The sequence below is a fragment of the Janthinobacterium lyxosi genome (assembly GCF_051380665.1).
In the GTDB taxonomy this organism is placed as follows: domain Bacteria; phylum Pseudomonadota; class Gammaproteobacteria; order Burkholderiales; family Burkholderiaceae_D; genus Janthinobacterium.
In genome coordinates this window covers 145,125-161,335 of the sequence record NZ_JBNYXM010000008.1, presented here as the reverse complement: position 1 = coordinate 161,335, position 16,211 = coordinate 145,125, and the positions used below count along the sequence as shown (strand labels likewise).

Annotated in this window: 12 protein-coding genes; 3 read left to right on the top strand and 9 right to left on the bottom strand. The window is 60.9% G+C overall.

Annotation, left to right across the window (positions count from 1 at the left end; all coding sequences use genetic code 11):
- Positions 1–3: 3 nt before the first annotated feature.
- The 4 genes from ACQ4WP_RS10605 to ACQ4WP_RS10590 form a co-directional block, all read right to left on the bottom strand.
- Complete coding sequence (locus ACQ4WP_RS10605) at positions 4–1,413, bottom strand: MFS transporter (RefSeq protein WP_436520352.1); 1,410 nt, start codon at positions 1,411–1,413, stop codon at positions 4–6.
- Between the two features lie 279 nt (positions 1,414–1,692).
- Complete coding sequence (locus ACQ4WP_RS10600) at positions 1,693–3,195, bottom strand: efflux transporter outer membrane subunit (RefSeq protein ID WP_436520350.1); 1,503 nt, start codon at positions 3,193–3,195, stop codon at positions 1,693–1,695.
- Positions 3,192–6,368 (bottom strand): efflux RND transporter permease subunit, encoded by a 3,177-nt coding sequence (locus tag ACQ4WP_RS10595; protein ID WP_436520348.1) that lies wholly within the window; start codon positions 6,366–6,368, stop codon positions 3,192–3,194. Before ACQ4WP_RS10595 ends, ACQ4WP_RS10600 begins: the two co-directional genes overlap by 4 nt.
- Positions 6,368–7,534, bottom strand: a complete 1,167-nt coding sequence (locus ACQ4WP_RS10590) for an efflux RND transporter periplasmic adaptor subunit (protein WP_436520346.1) — start codon at positions 7,532–7,534, stop codon at positions 6,368–6,370. The genes ACQ4WP_RS10595 and ACQ4WP_RS10590 overlap by 1 nt, the downstream gene beginning before the upstream one ends.
- Before the next feature lie 500 nt (positions 7,535–8,034).
- Between ACQ4WP_RS10590 and ACQ4WP_RS10585 the strand changes: the two genes are divergently transcribed.
- Positions 8,035–10,452, top strand: coding sequence for a TonB-dependent receptor plug domain-containing protein (locus ACQ4WP_RS10585; protein WP_436520344.1), 2,418 nt, complete (start codon positions 8,035–8,037; stop codon positions 10,450–10,452).
- An 82-nt stretch (positions 10,453–10,534) separates the two neighbouring features.
- On the opposite strand, the gene ACQ4WP_RS10580 is transcribed toward ACQ4WP_RS10585, so the two are convergent.
- Complete coding sequence (locus tag ACQ4WP_RS10580; protein WP_436520342.1) at positions 10,535–11,092, bottom strand: PEP-CTERM sorting domain-containing protein; 558 nt, start codon at positions 11,090–11,092, stop codon at positions 10,535–10,537.
- 325 nt (positions 11,093–11,417) lie between these two features.
- On the opposite strand from ACQ4WP_RS10580, the gene ACQ4WP_RS10575 reads away from it, so the two are divergent.
- Both ACQ4WP_RS10575 and ACQ4WP_RS10570 read left to right on the top strand, forming a co-directional pair.
- Positions 11,418–12,029 carry an immunity protein Imm33 domain-containing protein gene (locus ACQ4WP_RS10575; protein ID WP_436520340.1) on the top strand — a complete coding sequence of 204 codons (612 nt, stop codon included), beginning with the start codon at positions 11,418–11,420 and terminating at the stop codon, positions 12,027–12,029.
- Entirely contained in the window at positions 12,026–12,379 is a 354-nt protein-coding gene (locus ACQ4WP_RS10570) for an MmcQ/YjbR family DNA-binding protein (RefSeq protein WP_436520338.1), read from the top strand. Before ACQ4WP_RS10575 ends, ACQ4WP_RS10570 begins: the two co-directional genes overlap by 4 nt.
- Here the strand turns inward: ACQ4WP_RS10570 and ACQ4WP_RS10565 are convergent.
- The 4 genes from ACQ4WP_RS10565 to cysT are packed head-to-tail and all read right to left on the bottom strand — an operon-like array spanning position 12,376 to position 16,128.
- On the bottom strand, positions 12,376–13,308 hold the full coding sequence (locus ACQ4WP_RS10565; RefSeq protein ID WP_436520336.1) for a CysB family HTH-type transcriptional regulator: 933 nt from the start codon (positions 13,306–13,308) through the stop codon (positions 12,376–12,378). The genes ACQ4WP_RS10570 and ACQ4WP_RS10565 overlap by 4 nt on opposite strands.
- Before the next feature lie 14 nt (positions 13,309–13,322).
- Positions 13,323–14,393, bottom strand: a complete 1,071-nt coding sequence (locus ACQ4WP_RS10560; RefSeq protein ID WP_034747519.1) for a sulfate/molybdate ABC transporter ATP-binding protein — start codon at positions 14,391–14,393, stop codon at positions 13,323–13,325.
- Between the two features lie 2 nt (positions 14,394–14,395).
- Entirely contained in the window at positions 14,396–15,322 is a 927-nt protein-coding gene (gene cysW, locus ACQ4WP_RS10555) for a sulfate ABC transporter permease subunit CysW (protein ID WP_436520334.1), read from the bottom strand.
- Complete coding sequence (gene cysT / locus ACQ4WP_RS10550) at positions 15,319–16,128, bottom strand: sulfate ABC transporter permease subunit CysT (RefSeq protein ID WP_099408869.1); 810 nt, start codon at positions 16,126–16,128, stop codon at positions 15,319–15,321. Before cysT ends, cysW begins: the two co-directional genes overlap by 4 nt.
- Between the last annotated feature and the right edge of the window lie 83 nt (positions 16,129–16,211).

The following is a 16,211-nucleotide window of genomic DNA, read 5'->3' as shown; positions in this document are numbered from 1 at the left end:
GCGTTAGCCCACCGGCACCTCTCGTCGCGGACTGGTAGATCCAACGAACACCAGTGCGGCGAACGCGGCCAGGCCGGCGGCGACGCCAGCTCCCAGGAATGCAGCCTGAAAACCCGCCAGCATGCCGTCGCTGGTCTGGCCGGTGCCGTGGCCGATACCGGAGGTCGAGAGCACAACCATAATGGCGAGACCTATGGCAGAGCCGATCTGGTAGGTCGTATTGATCAGGCCCGAAGCCAGGCCTGTTTCCTCGGGCTTGGCGCCAGCCATGCCTGTCATCGTCGTCGGAATATACGCCAGGGCCATACCCAGGGCGGCGAGTATGGAGCTCGGGAGAACATGCGTCACGTACGAACCGTTCAGCGGCAGGTTCGCAAACATCAGCAGCGCGCCAGCCATCAGGAACAAGCCGAGTACAAGGTTGAGCTTGACGCCAAACCGTCCGATAAGCTTGCCCGAGAAGCCCACCATCACGATCATGATCGTAATGGTCATGGGCAGGAGTGCCAAGCCGCTGGCGAGCGCCGAGAGACCAAGGATTTGCTGGAGATAGAGGTTCAGGAAAAACCAGAGCGGGATCCAGGCGGCCCCAAGCAGTGCCATCACGAGATTGCCCGCCGCCAGGTTCCGCGTTTTGAAGATACCAAGAGGAAGCAGCGGTTCGCGTCGCACGAACTGGCTGATCAAGAAGACGACGAACAACCCGACCGAAATCGGCAAAATCGGCACAGAGCCAAAACCGGCAGATTCGATGGTGACGATGGCATAGACAAGGCTGACAAGCGCACCAGTCACACTGATCGCTCCAAACCAATCAACGGCACCGGTGCTGCACGGAGACTTGCGCAGCACGACCGGAATCAGCGCTAGCACAAGCAGGCCAAGTGGCACGTTAATCAGGAAGGTCCAGGGCCAAGTCATCCATTCGGTAATGACGCCACCGAGAAACACGCCAGCCGAGCCACCGGCGGCAGCTGCGGCGCCCCAGAAGCCGAATGCCTTGCCAAGTTCGGCACCGTCATGCCCGAAAAGGCGCATGACGATCGTCAGAGCCGACGGTGCGATCAATGCGGCACCAACTCCCTGCAGTGCGCGACCGGCAAGCAACACTTCCTGGCTTTGTGCCAGCCCGGCCAACAGCGAAGCGGAGGTAAGTATGGCAAATCCGCTCGTAAAAATGCGGCGGGCACCCAGCAAGTCGCCCAACCGTCCTCCCAGCAGCAGCAGACCACCAAAAGCGATGACATAGGCATTGAAGATCCAGCTCAGCCCGCTGGCGCTGAATCCGAGGTCCGTCTGCATGCTGGGAAGTGCCACGCCGATGATGGACGTATCAAGGATCACGATGAACTGGGAGGCGCAAAGCAAAGCCAGAGCAGCCCATCTCTTCGGATCAGGTATAAATTGTTGCATTGGAGTTCTCCAAAATCAATTTCCCGCTTATTGCGATTGATACTGAGTGTTTGGCTTACAACGCTGGGATGGTCAATAGAGAAAGCAAAACTAGGCTAAAAACCTGTTAAATCGCTTGTCGGTCGATCCCTGCTTGATTCTATGGGAGTGTGAGGAGGCCCTATCATCGGTTCAACCACATGCGCGAGGATCGGGCACTCCAAGCGATCATTGCCGTAACAGTGATCGGCCAGGTGCCCAAGTGTTTGCGCCATCTCTTACAGTTCAGCGATAGGAAGGTCAATGCCTGTCGGTGAGTTGTTTCGCGAAGCGCGATCGAGGAATGGCCCTGGCTCCGCCGCAGTCGTAATTTGTCTGCGCACAGATCTCCCAGCCGCCGCCCAGTGCCTTGTAGATGCTGACAACGGCAAGCCGCTGGTTGGTGCGAGCGACCGCCAGCGCACGCTGGCTTGCAAAGTCGGCGCGTTCCGCTTCGAGTACATCCAGGTAGAGGCCTTCACCTTCTGAAAACCGCAGCCTGGCAAGATGCGCCGCCTCGCGATTTGCCGCCGACTCAAGCAGGCGCAGTCCAAGCGTGCTACCGGCGGTGCCATAGGTTTTGAAGGCATCATCTGTTTCCTGTAGTGCGCGCAACACGGTCTGGTCATAGACGAGCAGGGCCGCCTGGGCACGTGCCTCGCTGGCGGCGATCCGGGCGCGCACGCGCCCCCTATCGAGCAGATTCCAACGCATGACCGGACCGATGAAGCTGGACTGCATTCCAGCGTCACCCATTGCATCGAGACTGCCCGCAACGAGCCCGATTGAACCGAGCACCTGGATCTCGGGGTAGAGACCGGCCGTCTCCACCCCGATCCGGGCGGTCGCCGCAGCAAGGCTTCGTTCTGCCGCCGCAATATCGGCGCGCCGTGCGAGGAGCGTGGCGGGATCGCCGACAGTAATCGTCCTAACTGTCAGCGCTTCACGCGCAGGCATGGCAGCGGGAAGGCTGAACGTCTGGGGGACTTCGCCCAGGAGGATGGCCAGTGCGTTGACGGAGGCCGCGCGGCGGCGCTCCAGCTCGGGCACGGCTACCTCAACTGTGCGTAACAAGGCCTCGGCACGGAGCCGGTCGAGTTCGCTGGCAGCCCCCACGCTCATCAGGCGTTCGACCAGAGCCAGGCTTTGGCGCTGGCTTTGCCTGATGCTGGCGACAACAGCGAGTTCAGCCTCGATGCCGCCCAGCTCGAACCATGTGCCCGCCACAGCGGCAGCAACGCCCGCCTGCACACCGCGCAGCAACGCCTCGCGTGAGCCCGCCTGCGCCTGCGCCGCTTCCACGGACCGCCGCACGCGGCCAAACAGGTCGATTTCCCAGGAAGCATCGACGGCGCCGCGATAGGTTTCGCTCTGACGCGGCTGGCCGGGAAGCGTCTCGATCTTGCTCAAACGACGCTTCTCGTAACCGAGCGCGGCTCCGCCACTCGGCAGGAAGCCCTGCCTGTCTTCACGCAGCATGGCTTTTACCTCTTCGAGACGAACGGCAGCTATGCCGACGTCATGGTTCGCCGCGAGCGCCCGCTGGATCAAGGTGACCAGCGCCGTATCGTCGAAGGTGCGCCACCACTCCACCTCGACCGCCCCCGGGACGAGACCGGCATCCGTCTGGCCGGCTCCGCCGGAGAACTGCGACGATGGCAGCAACGGCGGCACAGGTGGTGAATAGTCGGGGCCTACCGCGCATCCGGCCAGCACAATGAGCGCACTCAGCGAGACTAAAACTGTTTGATACGGGCTATTCATGACGTGCTCCTGTCCATGCTTGTCTTGGTCGTTGGCGTGCGGCGCTCGAAGCGGGCCGCCAGGGTGCGCATCACCACGTAAAACACCGGCGTGAGGAATAATCCGAACAGTGTCACGCCGAGCATGCCGGCAAAAACCGCGATACCCATGGCCTGGCGCATCTCGGAACCGGCGCCATTGGCGAATACCAGCGGAACGACGCCAGCGATGAAAGCAAGCGAGGTCATCAGGATGGGTCGCAGCCGCAACCGGCAAGCCTCGATGACCGCATCGAGCGGGCTTGATCCTTCCATTTCCAGGCTACGTGCGAACTCGACGATGAGAATGGCGTTCTTGGCGGCCAATCCGACGAGCACAATGAGCCCGATCTGCACGAAGATGTTGTTGTCGCCGCCCACCAGCCACACGCCTATGATCGCGCTCAGCAGACACATCGGCACGATCAGCAGGACCGCCAAGGGCAGCAGCCAGCTGTTGTACTGCGCAGCAAGGATGAGATAGGCGAGCAGCACGCACAGCGGGAAAATGAACAGCGCCGAATCGCCGGCCAGCTTTTGCTGGTAGGTGAGGTCAGTCCATTCAATACTCATGCCTTCAGGCAGAAACTCCTTCGCCAGACGTTCCATGACAGCAACCGCCTGCCCCGAACTAACGCCTGCCATTGCGCCACCCGCGATGTCGGCCGACGGGTAGCCGTTGTAGTGGACCACGCGGTCCGGACCGGAACTGGGCGTGACGGTGACAAACGACGACAAAGGCAGCATGTCGCCGGCCGCGTTGCGCACCTGCAAGCGGCCAATGGCCTCGGCCTGCATGCGGTTCTCCGCATCGGCCTGAGCCGTCACCTTGTAGGTCCGGCCGAAGCGGTTGAAATCGTTGACATACAGGGAACCGAGATAGATCTGGAGCGACTCGAACACATCGGCCAGGCGAACCCCCTGGCTCTTGACCTGGGTACGATCGATGGCGACGTCGAGCTGCGGTGCATTGACGTCAAGGCTGGTCATGAGTCCGGCCACCTGTCCCGACTCGGTGGCTTTGGTCATCAGGATATGGGTCTGCTGGACCAGGGCATCGAGCCCGGCCCCACCGCGGTCCTCGACCAGCATCTTGAAACCACCAGTCGCGCCAAGGCCGGGTACCGGCGGCGGCGGGAACACACCGAGGAAGCCGTCGGGAATGCTGGCGAATTTCGCCTGCAGGCTCCCGGCGATCGCGCCCGCGGAGAGATTGGGGGTCGTGCGATCCTTGAACGGGTCGAGCATGACGAACATGACCGCGGCGTTCGGCACGTTGACGAAGCCGTTGATGGACAATCCAGGGAAGGCAACGACGCTTTCAACGCCAGGTTCGGCCAGCGCGATCTTGGACATCTCCTTGGCGACCGCCTCGGTACGATCCAGCGATGACGAGTTGGGCAACTGAGCGATCGCAACAAGATAGTATTTATCCTGCATCGGCACGAAGCCCGGCGGCACGGCCTTGAAGCCGAAGAAGGTCAGTGCCAGCAGGCCACCGTACACCAGCAGCGCCACACTGCTGACCCCGACGACCTTGCGCACTGTGTTGCCATAGGCATCCGGCGCGCGCTGGAACGGCCGGCCCAGCATTTGAAACAGGCGCTCGGCGCGGCCACGCAGGCTGCGCGGATCATGCACGACGCCGGCCTTGCGGGGCTGTAGCAGGAGGCCGGCAAGCGCCGGGCTGAGCGTAAGCGAATTGACGGCCGACAGGATGGTCGAGATGGCTATCGTGAGCGCGAACTGGCGATAGAACTCGCCCTGCAAGCCGCTCAGGAAGGCGGTCGGAATGAAAACGGCGGCGAGCACCGAGGTGATCGCGATGATGGGGCCCGTGACCTCGTCCATGGCGCGCCTTGCGGCTTGCTTGGGCTCTTCGCCATTTTCGATGTGACGTTCGACGTTCTCGACCACCACGATCGCGTCGTCGACGACGATGCCAATCGACAGCACCAGGCCAAACAGGGACAGGGTGTTGAGCGAGAATCCCATCAGATGCATGACGGCGAAGGTGCCTATCAGCGATACCGGCACCGCCATGAGGGGAATGAGCGAGGCGCGCCAGTTGCGCAGGAACAGCACCACCACGATGACGACGAGAATGATCGCCTCCAGCAAGGTGGTTGCCACCGATTCCAGCGAGGCGCGCACAAAGACCGTCGGGTCATAGGCGATGCGCGAGCTGAGTCCCGCCGGGAAATTGCCCTCAAGCCGCTGCATGGTCGCCCGTACCGCCTGCGAAACGTCGAGCGCGTTGGCGCCTGGACTCTGAATGATTTGCAAGGCGACGGCCGGCTCGCCGTCAAGCAGGCTGCGCAGCGCATAGGCGTCCGCGCCCATTTCGATGCGGGCGACGTCGCGCAGGCGCGTCACCTGGCCTTCGGCACCCGTGCGAATGATGATGTCGCCGAACTGTTCCTCGTCGGTCAATCGTCCGAGCGTGTTGACCGTCACCTGGAACGCGGCACTGGAATCGGGAGACTGGCCGACGGAACCGGCTGCCACCTGCACGTTCTGTTCGCGTACCGCGGCAATCACCTCGCCGGCCGTCAAGCCACGTGCGGCGATCAGGTTTGGATCGAGCCAGAGCCGCATGCTGTATTCACCCGCGCCCCAGACCAGGACGTCGCTGACCCCGGGGATGCGGGACAGCTCGTCGCGCACCTGGAGGTAGGCGTAATTCGACATGTACAGGGGATCGTAGCGTTTGTCGGGTGACAGCAGGTGTACCACCATCAGGATGTCCGGCGAGGTCTTCTGTGTGACGACGCCCTGGCGCTGTACTTCTTCAGGCAAACGCGGCAGCGCGCGCCCGACCCGGTTCTGCACCTGGATCTGTGCCATGTCGGCATTCGTCCCCTGCGCGAAAGTGACGGTCAGGATCATGCGACCATCGGTTGCCGATTGCGACGACATGTACAGCATGCCCTCGACCCCGGTGATTGCCTGCTCGAGCGGCGCCGCCACCGTTTCGGCGATCACCTTGGGATTGGCGCCAGGATAGGCGGCGGTCACCTGCACGGTCGGCGGCGTCACCGCCGGATACTCGCTGAGTGGCATCTGGAAGAAAGCAACGATCCCGGCGAGCACCATCAGAACCGAGAGGACGATGGCAAAGATCGGGCGATCGATGAAGAAACGTGGGAAAGACATTACGCGGCCCCCGAGGTTTTCGGCACAGCAATGGGCGTACCGTCAATCGCGGCTGACTGTGGCGTCACTTGCATGCCCGGGCGTACCAGCCCTTTGACGACGATGCGCTCACCGGGTTGCAGTCCTTGCTCGATCACGCGCAAACCGTCGACAACCGGGCCAAGCTCGACGGGTCGATATTCCGTCTTGTCGCCTTTGCCAACCACGAGCACATAGCGGCGCCCCTGATCCGTGCCTATCGAGTGATCGGAAACCAGCACCCTGACTTGCGGCGCCCCCGTCTCCAGCCTGACCTTGGCAAAGAGACCGGGCGTCAGTTTTCCATCGGGGTTGTCGACCACAGCGCGGACACGCACAGTTCCCGTCCCGCGATCAGCAGCGTTGGAGAGGAAATCGACACGGCCGGGTCGCGAATACGTCTTGTCGGTGGCCAGTGCCACCATAATCTTTGCCGCCTGCGTCCCATGCGGGGTAGCATTGGCTCGCCCTGCTGCAAGCGAGCGCAAATATGTGCGTTCGTCGACATCGAAATAAACATGCAGCGGATCGATGGAGACAATCGTCGTAAGGGGCGTCACGCCACTGGTGACGTAATTGCCCTCGGTGACGAGGGCTTGCCCGACACGTCCACTGATCGGCGCCGTGACGTGCGTGAAACTCAGATCCAATTGCGCAGTATCTCGCGCAGCTTTTGCGGCATCGACCTGTGCCTTGCCAGCATGTAGCGAAGCGGTTGCCATGTCGAGACGATCACGCGCGACGATCTTTTTGGCAAACAGCTGTTCGGCTCGCGCATACTCCGCCTGGGCCAGCATCGATGCCGCTTCAGCCTCGCTCAAGCGCGCTGTTGCGGCATTCAGCGCGGCCTGGAACACGCGTGGATCGATGTCAAAGAGCCTGCGGCCCTTCTCGACAAAGCGTCCTTCAGGCACGCTCACGTCCTGGATGTAGCCGGCCACCTGCGGGCGCAGTTCAACCCGCTTGACCGCGGTCAGCGAGCCGTTGAACTCGACATAGGGTGTTGCCGGACGAACGATCACTTCGGCCACTGGAACGCTGGGCGGCTTTGCGGCAGCGGGAGAGGATGCCGTCTCCTTGCATCCGCTGATGGTGAACGCAGCGCCTAGCACCGCAGTGATCAGGGTTATTGGTTTGACTTTCATCATTGTGCCTTTCGCGACTGGAGTCGACTTGGTTTTGTTGATCTGAAGCAGATCCCATTGTCTTTATCCGACCTGACACACTTGGAAGGTCAAGCATTTTTTAAGTTCGAGAGCGGTGCTGAAGGGAGTTGTTGGTTCGCGCAATCACAGCCTGAATATTTCTTTAGCGCGTCTAGCTTGGGGAGCGCTTCATCCAGGAGTTCGGACAGCTATGGGTAGAAAAACGTGTTCTTCATGCCAGACTACCCACTCTCATTACATATAGTCGTATTTATACAACAGCCGACAATTTACTGCGGTGCAGCATTGCAGCCTTGCCATGCCCGGTCGTATGCTGGAGACAAGGCCATATGCACTACTCGCGCCAGTTTGGCGTGTTTCAGATATTTATTGCATATCGATAGACAGAACGATTCGTAAGCACACCGTTCGCCCGCTGCTAAGCTGATTTCATCACCGGACCGCCATGGTCCGCGCAACCACTAACCGAAGAGATATTGTCGATGAGTTCAAGCACTGCCCGCTCCCAGCTTCCCGCCCTCCCCGTGAAAACCGTTATCGCCGCCAGCCTGATCGCCTGCTTCAGCCTGCCAATGCATGTGCAAGCGCAGCAAGAGCTGCCGGCCGAAGGGGAATTGCAATCGGTGGTGGTCACCGGCACCTTCGCCAAGAACCGCCGCACCATCGATTCCGAATCGCCGATCGACATCCTCACATCGCGCGACCTGCAAAGCACGGGTTCGGCCGAACTGGCCACCGTGCTGGCACGTTTGCTGCCATCGATGAACTTCCCCCGTCCGACGGGTGCCGATGGCAGCGATGCCGTGCGCCCTGCCCAGCTGCGTGGCCTGTCGCCCGATCAGACCCTGGTGCTGGTGAACGGCAAGCGCCGCTACACCTCCGCCGTCGTCAATGTCAACGGCACCCTGGGCCGCGGCTCGGCGCCCGTCGACCTGAACGCCATCCCGCTGGCCGCCATCGACCACGTGGAAGTGCTGCGCGATGGCGCGGCGGCCCAGTACGGCTCCGATGCGATCGCCGGCGTGATCAACATCATCCTGAAAAAAGGCGCGGCCGGCGGCGATATCGAAGTGGGCTATGGCCAGACACAGGAACGCGACGGCAAGCAAAAATCCATCAAGGGTTCGGCCGGCTTCGCCCTGGGCGAGGACGGCTGGGTGCGCGTCTCGGCCGAAGTGGCGGATCGCGGTCCGACCAACCGTGCCGGTCGCGATTTCAGCAACCCGCTGGAACCGCGCTATGGCCAGGTCAACCTGCGCTATGGCGATGCCGAGAGCAAACCGGCTACCGTCTTCATCAACAGCGAATACCATCTCAGCGACAACCTGGACTGGTATGCCTTCGGCGGTTACGGCCAGCGCGACACCTCGGCTGGCGCCACCTGGCGCGCAGGCCTGGTGAAAGACAAAAATGGGCAATACGTCACGCGCTCGTCGATCTTCCCTGAAGGATTTTTGCCGATCCAGAATAGCACTCTGACCGACCAGTCGCTGGTGACAGGATTGCGCGGCGAGGCGGCAGGCTGGCGCTGGGATGCCAGCCTGAATTACGGCAGCAACAAGTTCAAGCTGGATCTCGACAATACCGTCAATTTCGACCTGGCTGCCGCCAGCCCCACGCACTTCTATGTAGGCTCGCTGAAAAACGAACAGACCGTACTCAATCTGGATGCTGCGCGCGAATTTCCCGTCGCTTACTTTACGGGACCGCTGACGGTGGCAGTAGGCGCCGAAGCGCGCCATGAGAAATACACGATCGGCGCTGGCGAGAAAGCATCGTATACCGGTGGCGGTTCGCAGGGCTTTGCCGGCTTCCGTCCCGAGAACGCGGGCAGCCACAGCCGCCACAATGAATCGATCTACGTCAACCTGGAAGCAGAAGCGACGAAAAACCTTTCCGGTGGTGTGGCCCTGCGCCATGAGCGCTACAGCGATTTCGGCAGCACCACCTCGGCCAAGGGTTCGGCCCGCTATTCATTCAGCGATGCGCTATCCCTGCGCGGCACCGTGTCGAGCGGCTTCCGTGCGCCATCGCTGGCGCAGCAGTACTACACCATCACCACCACCAACTTCCAGGTCATCGACGGCACGAATACGGCCATCGAGACGGGTACCTTTGCCGTCAACACGCCGCAAGCGCGCGCCCTTGGCGCACAAGACCTGAAGGCGGAGAAAGCCCGCAACTACAGTTTGGGCCTGCAGTTCCAGCCGACCCGCAACTTCACGACGACGGTGGACGCCTACCGCATCGACATCGATGACCGCATCCTGTTCTCTGCCAATCTGATCCTCAGCGAGGATTTGAAAAAAATCCTGGCAGCGCAAGGCACGCCAGTGGGCGCAGGACGCTATTTCACCAACGCCGTCGATACGCGCACGGAAGGTGTGGACATCGTCAGCACCTTCCGCATCGACTTGCAGGACAAGGACCGTCTGGACTTGACCGTGGCCTACAACCACAACAAGACTTCGGTGCAGAAAGTTGCGGACAACCCGGCTATCCTGACGGCCAACAAGCTGAAACTGATCGACCGCCAGACCATAGCGCGCGCCACCGTCGGTTCGCCGAAGGACAAGTTCAGCCTGGCCGCCGACTACAGCTTCGGCATCTGGAATGCGCACGGCGTCGTGACCCGCTATGGCACTTTCATCGTGCCGCAAAACAATGCCCTGCAAGACCAGCACTACGATCCGCAATGGGTGCTGGACGTGTCCGGTTCCGTCAAGCTGGGCAAGAACTGGCGCCTGGTAGCCGGCATCGACAACGTCACCAACCGCTATCCGGACCAGATCACCAGCGTGGGTAACCTCAACAATGGCGGCACTCAGCCGTACAGCGGCTTCGCGCCGAACGGTTTCAACGGCCGCTATTACTACGCCAAGGCTGGCTATAGCTGGTAAATAGCGCTCTGCCATGCAAAAAGCCCGGAATGCATCGCGTTTCCGGGCTTTTTCATGTCTTGCGCCCGCAGGCGCTGCAGGCTCAGACGCGGCGGCGGCGCGCCACAAAACCGACCAAGCCAAGGCCCAGCAGCAGCATGCCGTAGGTCGCTGGCTCAGGCACTGCCGAGACCGAATTGAACGCACGGAAATTGCTCAGGCCACGCGGCAGGTTGGCAATGCTGAAGACAGTATTAGCGGCAAGCGGCGTGTCCCAGTGGAACAACAGTTCGCCACGGCCATAATGCACGGCCAGGTAGTCAAAGCTGGAGTTGACGGTAAACGAACCGGACTTGCTGCTGGCCAGGTCGCCCTGGGCGGCAAAGACCAGAGAGCCGGTACCGCTGGACGACAGGCCAAACTTGCTGCTGACCAAGCTCTGGATGGCGGCCGCACTTTGTGCGCCAGACGGATTGGCGCCGTCATAGACCCAGACCGAGTCGGCTGCCACGCTGCCATAGGTGACGGTCTTGCCGCCCACCGAGAAGCCAGTCATGGCAGGATCGGTGATTTCCACCCAGCTCGCAGCCTGGGCCAATGGCGCCAGACAAGCCGAGACGCTCAGGCAAAGCCCCAGCAGTGCATGTTTAGTCGTGTTCATATATTTCCTCAATCTAAATATTTCAATTAATGCAATTTTAATTATTTTTTTATCATATTCTGCACCACTGAGCAAAAGATATCACTCAAGAAATAAAAGTGCAATAAGAGAAACAAATGTTACCATTGGAATTTTCAATCGACCTCATCAATTTATTACCGAGACCGGCTATCACGGGGCTTGCCACCATCCTTGCCATGATCGGGCGCCGTTCAGGGAAAGAGGATTGTTGTATATCGGCACATGCCAAAGCTGAAGGTAAGCGTGGTCATCCTGACACGCAATCGGCTACCATGGGTGTTACTCTTCTTGACGACGGACAACCATGCCCAGCTGGCACCTGGCCGACGCCGCCGAACTGGCGGCGCGCCATCCCTACACCTTCTATAAATCACCGCCCGAGGCCATCGCCCAGGTGCGTCCGGGCGAGGTGGTCAAGCTGATCTTCACCTTCCCCAGCGACGATCCGCAGGCGCCGGGGGCCGAGCGCATGTGGGTGCTGGTGGATACGGTCGAGCCGCATGGGCATTTCACCGGCAAGCTCGACAACATGCCCGGCTACATCGCCGATTTGCACGCCAAGGATCCCGTCGCCTTCGCGGCGCGCCACATCATCAATACGCAGCACGACGATGACGATAACCTCGTCAACCGCTACGCTGGCCTGTGCTGCGTGACAAAGAAAGTGCTGGAAGATGGCGCGCCCGTCGGCTATCTGTACCGCGAGGAGCCCGACAATGCCGACGACAGCGGCTGGCGCTTCACTGCCAACGACGAGAGCGACGACTACATCAACGACAGCGCCAACGTGGCCCTGGTCTCGCTCGGTGCCGTGCTCAGCGTGGATGATCGCTTTATCCGCCTGCTGGACTCTCCTGCCGGCACGGCCTATGCCTTCGACCATAACACGCAACAATTCATGGCGGTTAACGAATGACAACAGATGAACTGAACGATTTTTGCGCGGCGCTGCCCGGCGCGCAAGCCGTGCTGTACGGCCCGCCGTCGAACATCCTCGTGGTTGAAGTGAGTGGCAAGAAATTTGCCTACTTTAAGACCAGCGCACCCGAGCAGTGGCGCTTCAGCCTGAGGGTCAGCGCGGAACGCTTTATTGAACTGACAGACATGCCCGGCGTCAAACCGGCCCGCTACATGGGCCGCTTTCACTGGGTCACCATCGTCGATGTAGCGTGCTTCCCGGCTGATTACCTGGCGGAACTGGTGCAGGATAGCTACGCGCGCGCCGTGGCCAGCCTGACGCGCGCACAAAGGGCGGCCATCGGCTAGAGCGCTTCCTCGCCCGCCATGGCACGGTCGATGTCTTCGCGCGTCAGGTCCGGCGCCAGTTGCAGGATGAACTCGTAGGCGTAGGCGCGCAGGTAGGCGCCACGGCGCACGGCCAGGCGCGTCGTGTTGGTGGCGAACAAATGCGACGCTTCCATCGCCCGCAAGCCCTTGTCGCGGCCATGGTCGAAGGCCATCGATGCCACGATGCCCACGCCCATGCCCAGCGCCACGTATTGCTTGATGACGTCGGAATCCATGGCCGTCAAGATAATATCGGTGGCCACGCCCGCCTTGGCGAACGCGTCGTCGATATGACCGCGGCCCGTGAAACCCTTGTCGTAGGTAATCAAGGGATATTTCGCCAGGTCTTCCAGGCGGATCGGTGTATGTTCGAGCAGCGGGTGGCCATCCGGCACGACGATCAAATGGCTCCAGCGGTAGCACGGGAACGACACCAGGTCGGGGAACTGGCTCAGGCCTTCCGTGGCGATGCCGATATCGGTCTTGCCTGACAGTACCCATTCCGCAATATGTTCAGGCGCGCTTTGTTGTAGCGCAATACGCACGTCGGGGAAAGCGGCACGGAAGCTTTGCACCACTTTCGGCAGCGCATAGCGCGCCTGCGTGTGCGTGGCTGCCACCGACAAGGTACCGCTGGTCTGGCCGCTGTATTCGAGGCTGGCCTGCTGCAGGTTTTCCGCCTCGATCAAGAGGCGGTCGACGATCTTCAGGATGCCCTTGCCCGGCTCCGTCAAGCCCGTCAAGCGCTTGCCGTTGCGCTCGAAGATGACCACGCCCAGCTCGTCTTCCAGTTCGCGGATTTGCCGGCTCACGCCCGGCTGCGACGTGAACAGGGCGTTCGCCACTTCCGTCAGGTTATAGCCGCGGCGGGCCGCTTCGCGGATCGAGCGCAGTTGTTGAAAATTCATGGTGTTCCAGCCTCTTAGGTTCTTGTCGGTTCAACGAACACGTGTAATCGTTTCGGGCGCACGACCAGGGTCTCGCCCTCTTTCAGCTGCAGATGGGTAAAACGCTCGTTCGACATCACCGCTTCGATCAGTTCGCTGTTATCGACGCGCTGCAAGTCCAGCTGGGCCAGCGGGCCGATCGCATGCGCGCGGCTCAGCTTGACCACGATGCCTTCCGCGCCCTGCGTGTAGCGGTCGATTTCCAGGTCGTGCGGACGCACATAGGCCGTGCCCTTGCTGTCGCTCACGCCCGCGTAATCGGGCACTTCGAAGCTGGCGTCGCCGGTGGCCATCACACCGTCATGCACGCGGCCGTGGAACAGGTTGACGTTGCCGAGGAAGCCGTAGACAAAGGGCGAAGCCGGATGGTTGTAGACTTGTTCCGGGGAACCGAGTTGCTCGACGGTGCCCTTGTTCATCAGCACCACCTGGTCGGCCACTTCCAACGCCTCTTCCTGGTCATGCGTGACGAAAATGCTGGTGACGTGCAAGTCGTCGTGCAAACGGCGCAGCCAGCGGCGCAATTCCTTGCGCACCTTGGCATCCAGAGCGCCGAACGGCTCGTCCAGCAGCAGCACGCGGGGCTCGACAGCCAGGGCGCGCGCCAGGGCGATGCGCTGGCGTTGCCCGCCCGACAATTGCGGCGGATAGCGGTCGGCCAGCCAGTCCAGCTGCACCAGTTCCAGCAAATCTTTCACCTTACGACGGATCTGGTCTTCCGACGGACGCTCGCTGCGCGACTTCACGCGCAAGCCAAACGCCACGTTTTCAAATACCGTCATGTGCTTGAACAACGCATAGTGTTGAAAGACGAAACCGACTTGGCGTTCTCGCACGTGGCGGTTCGACGCGTCCTCCGCATCGAGCAGCACTTGCCCGCTGTCCGGATGTTCCAGACCGGCAATGATGCGCAGCAAGGTTGTTTTACCGCAACCGGAGGGGCCCAGCAGGGCCGTCAGTTCACCGGCGGGAAAGTCCAGCGAGATATTGTCGAGGGCGACGAAATCGCCGAAACGCTTGTGGATGTTTTTAACTGCGATGGTCATGATCAGTGCTCCGTGGAACGTAAGGCGGAATCGTCGGCGTCGCTCTCGTTCAAACGCCACTCAATGAAAGCTTTCAGGGCCAGGGTCACCAGCGCCAGCAAGGCCAGCAGGGAGGCGACGGCAAACGCGGCGGCGAAGTTGTATTCGTTGTACAAAATCTCCACTTGCAGCGGCATGGTGTTGGTTTCGCCGCGGATATGGCCGGAGACCACGGACACGGCGCCGAACTCGCCCATGGCGCGGGCATTGCACAGGATCACGCCGTACAGCAGACCCCATTTGATATTTGGCAAAGTCACGCGGCGGAAAGTATTCCAGCCCGAGGCGCCCAGCACGAGTGCCGCCTCTTCCTCTTCGCTGCCCTGCGACTGCATCAGCGGGATCAGTTCGCGCGCTACAAACGGGAAGGTAATGAAGATGGTGGCCAGCACGATGCCGGGCACGGCAAACAGAATCTTGATGTCGTGTTCCTGCAGCCACGGGCCGAACCAGCCCTGGGCGCCAAACATCAGCACATAGATCAGGCCGGAAATCACGGGCGAGACGGAAAACGGCAAGTCGATCAGGGTCAGCAGGATGCTCTTGCCGCGGAACTCGAACTTGGCGATGCACCAGGAAGCAGCCACGCCGAACACCAGGTTCAGCGGCACGGCGATGGCCGCCGTGATCAGGGTCAGCTTGATGGCTGAAATCGCATCCGGATCGATGATGGCGGCGATATACGCTTCCCAGCCCTTCTTGAACGCTTCGGCAAACACGGCCACCAGGGGCACGATCAGGAAGGCCGTCAGGAACAGCAAGGCGATGGTGATCAATACCGTGCGCACCCACAATGGTTCCAGCACGACGGGGCCGACATTCGGTTCGAAACGGCGCGCTTTTGGCCGCGCATCTTCCACATTCGCAACCGCAGAAACATTGGTACTCATGATTTCTTCGCCTTTCCGCGCGTCCATGCTTGCAGCAGGTTAATCGTCAACAACAGCAGGAAGGACACCACCAGCATCACCACGGCAATGGCCGTGGCGCCCGCGTAATCGTATTGCTCCAGCTTGGTAATAATGAACAGCGGCGTGATTTCCGACACCATCGGCATGTTGCCTGCGATAAAGATCACGGAACCGTACTCGCCCGTGGCACGGGCAAAGGCCAGCGCAAAGCCCGTCAGCAAGGACGGCAAAATCGTGGGGAAGATGACGCGGATAAACGTTTGCAGGGAATTGGCGCCCAGACTGGCGGCCGCTTCTTCCAGTTCCTTTTCCGCGTCTTCCAGCACCGGTTGCACGGTGCGCACGACGAAGGGCAAGCCGATGAAGGTCAGCGCCACCACCACGCCCAGCGGCGTGAACGCCACCTTGATGCCCAGCACGCCTTCGATGAACTGGCCAAACCAGCCGTTCGAGGAATACAGGGCCGTCAGGGTGATGCCGGCGACGGCCGTTGGCAAGGCGAACGGCAAGTCGACCAGCGCATCGATGATGCGCTTGCCGGGGAATTTATAGCGCACCAGCACCCAGGCCAGGATGCCGCCAAACACCACGTTCAGCAGGGCGGCAATCAGCGAGGCGCCAAACGTCAGTCGGTACGACGCCATCACGCGGTCGGACGTGACGGCACTGAAGAAGGCATCCCACGTCATGGTGAAGGTTTTCAGGAACACCGACGAGAGCGGAATGAGAACGATCAAGGCCAGGTAAAAGAGCGTGAAGCCCAGTGACAGCTTGAAACCCGGCATGACCCGAAACGGCGCTCCGCGCGCCTTGACCGGCGCTGCTGATGCTGCAGACATAGAAACTCCTTCTTATTACATTTTTGAGT

What these genes read in the sequence shown, in the direction of transcription:
- ACQ4WP_RS10605 (WP_436520352.1), bottom strand. Translation starts at nt 1,413, where the DNA reads ATGCAACAATTTATACCTGATCCGAAGAGATGGGCTGCTCTGGCTTTG.
- ACQ4WP_RS10600 (WP_436520350.1), bottom strand. Translation starts at nt 3,195, where the DNA reads ATGAATAGCCCGTATCAAACAGTTTTAGTCTCGCTGAGTGCGCTCATT.
- ACQ4WP_RS10595 (WP_436520348.1), bottom strand. Translation starts at nt 6,368, where the DNA reads ATGTCTTTCCCACGTTTCTTCATCGATCGCCCGATCTTTGCCATCGTC.
- ACQ4WP_RS10590 (WP_436520346.1), bottom strand. Translation starts at nt 7,534, where the DNA reads ATGATGAAAGTCAAACCAATAACCCTGATCACTGCGGTGCTAGGCGCT.
- ACQ4WP_RS10585 (WP_436520344.1), top strand. Translation starts at nt 8,035, where the DNA reads ATGAGTTCAAGCACTGCCCGCTCCCAGCTTCCCGCCCTCCCCGTGAAA.
- ACQ4WP_RS10580 (WP_436520342.1), bottom strand. Translation starts at nt 11,092, where the DNA reads ATGAACACGACTAAACATGCACTGCTGGGGCTTTGCCTGAGCGTCTCG.
- ACQ4WP_RS10575 (WP_436520340.1), top strand. Translation starts at nt 11,418, where the DNA reads ATGCCCAGCTGGCACCTGGCCGACGCCGCCGAACTGGCGGCGCGCCAT.
- ACQ4WP_RS10570 (WP_436520338.1), top strand. Translation starts at nt 12,026, where the DNA reads ATGACAACAGATGAACTGAACGATTTTTGCGCGGCGCTGCCCGGCGCG.
- ACQ4WP_RS10565 (WP_436520336.1), bottom strand. Translation starts at nt 13,308, where the DNA reads ATGAATTTTCAACAACTGCGCTCGATCCGCGAAGCGGCCCGCCGCGGC.
- ACQ4WP_RS10560 (WP_034747519.1), bottom strand. Translation starts at nt 14,393, where the DNA reads ATGACCATCGCAGTTAAAAACATCCACAAGCGTTTCGGCGATTTCGTC.
- cysW (WP_436520334.1), bottom strand. Translation starts at nt 15,322, where the DNA reads ATGAGTACCAATGTTTCTGCGGTTGCGAATGTGGAAGATGCGCGGCCA.
- cysT (WP_099408869.1), bottom strand. Translation starts at nt 16,128, where the DNA reads ATGCCGGGTTTCAAGCTGTCACTGGGCTTCACGCTCTTTTACCTGGCC.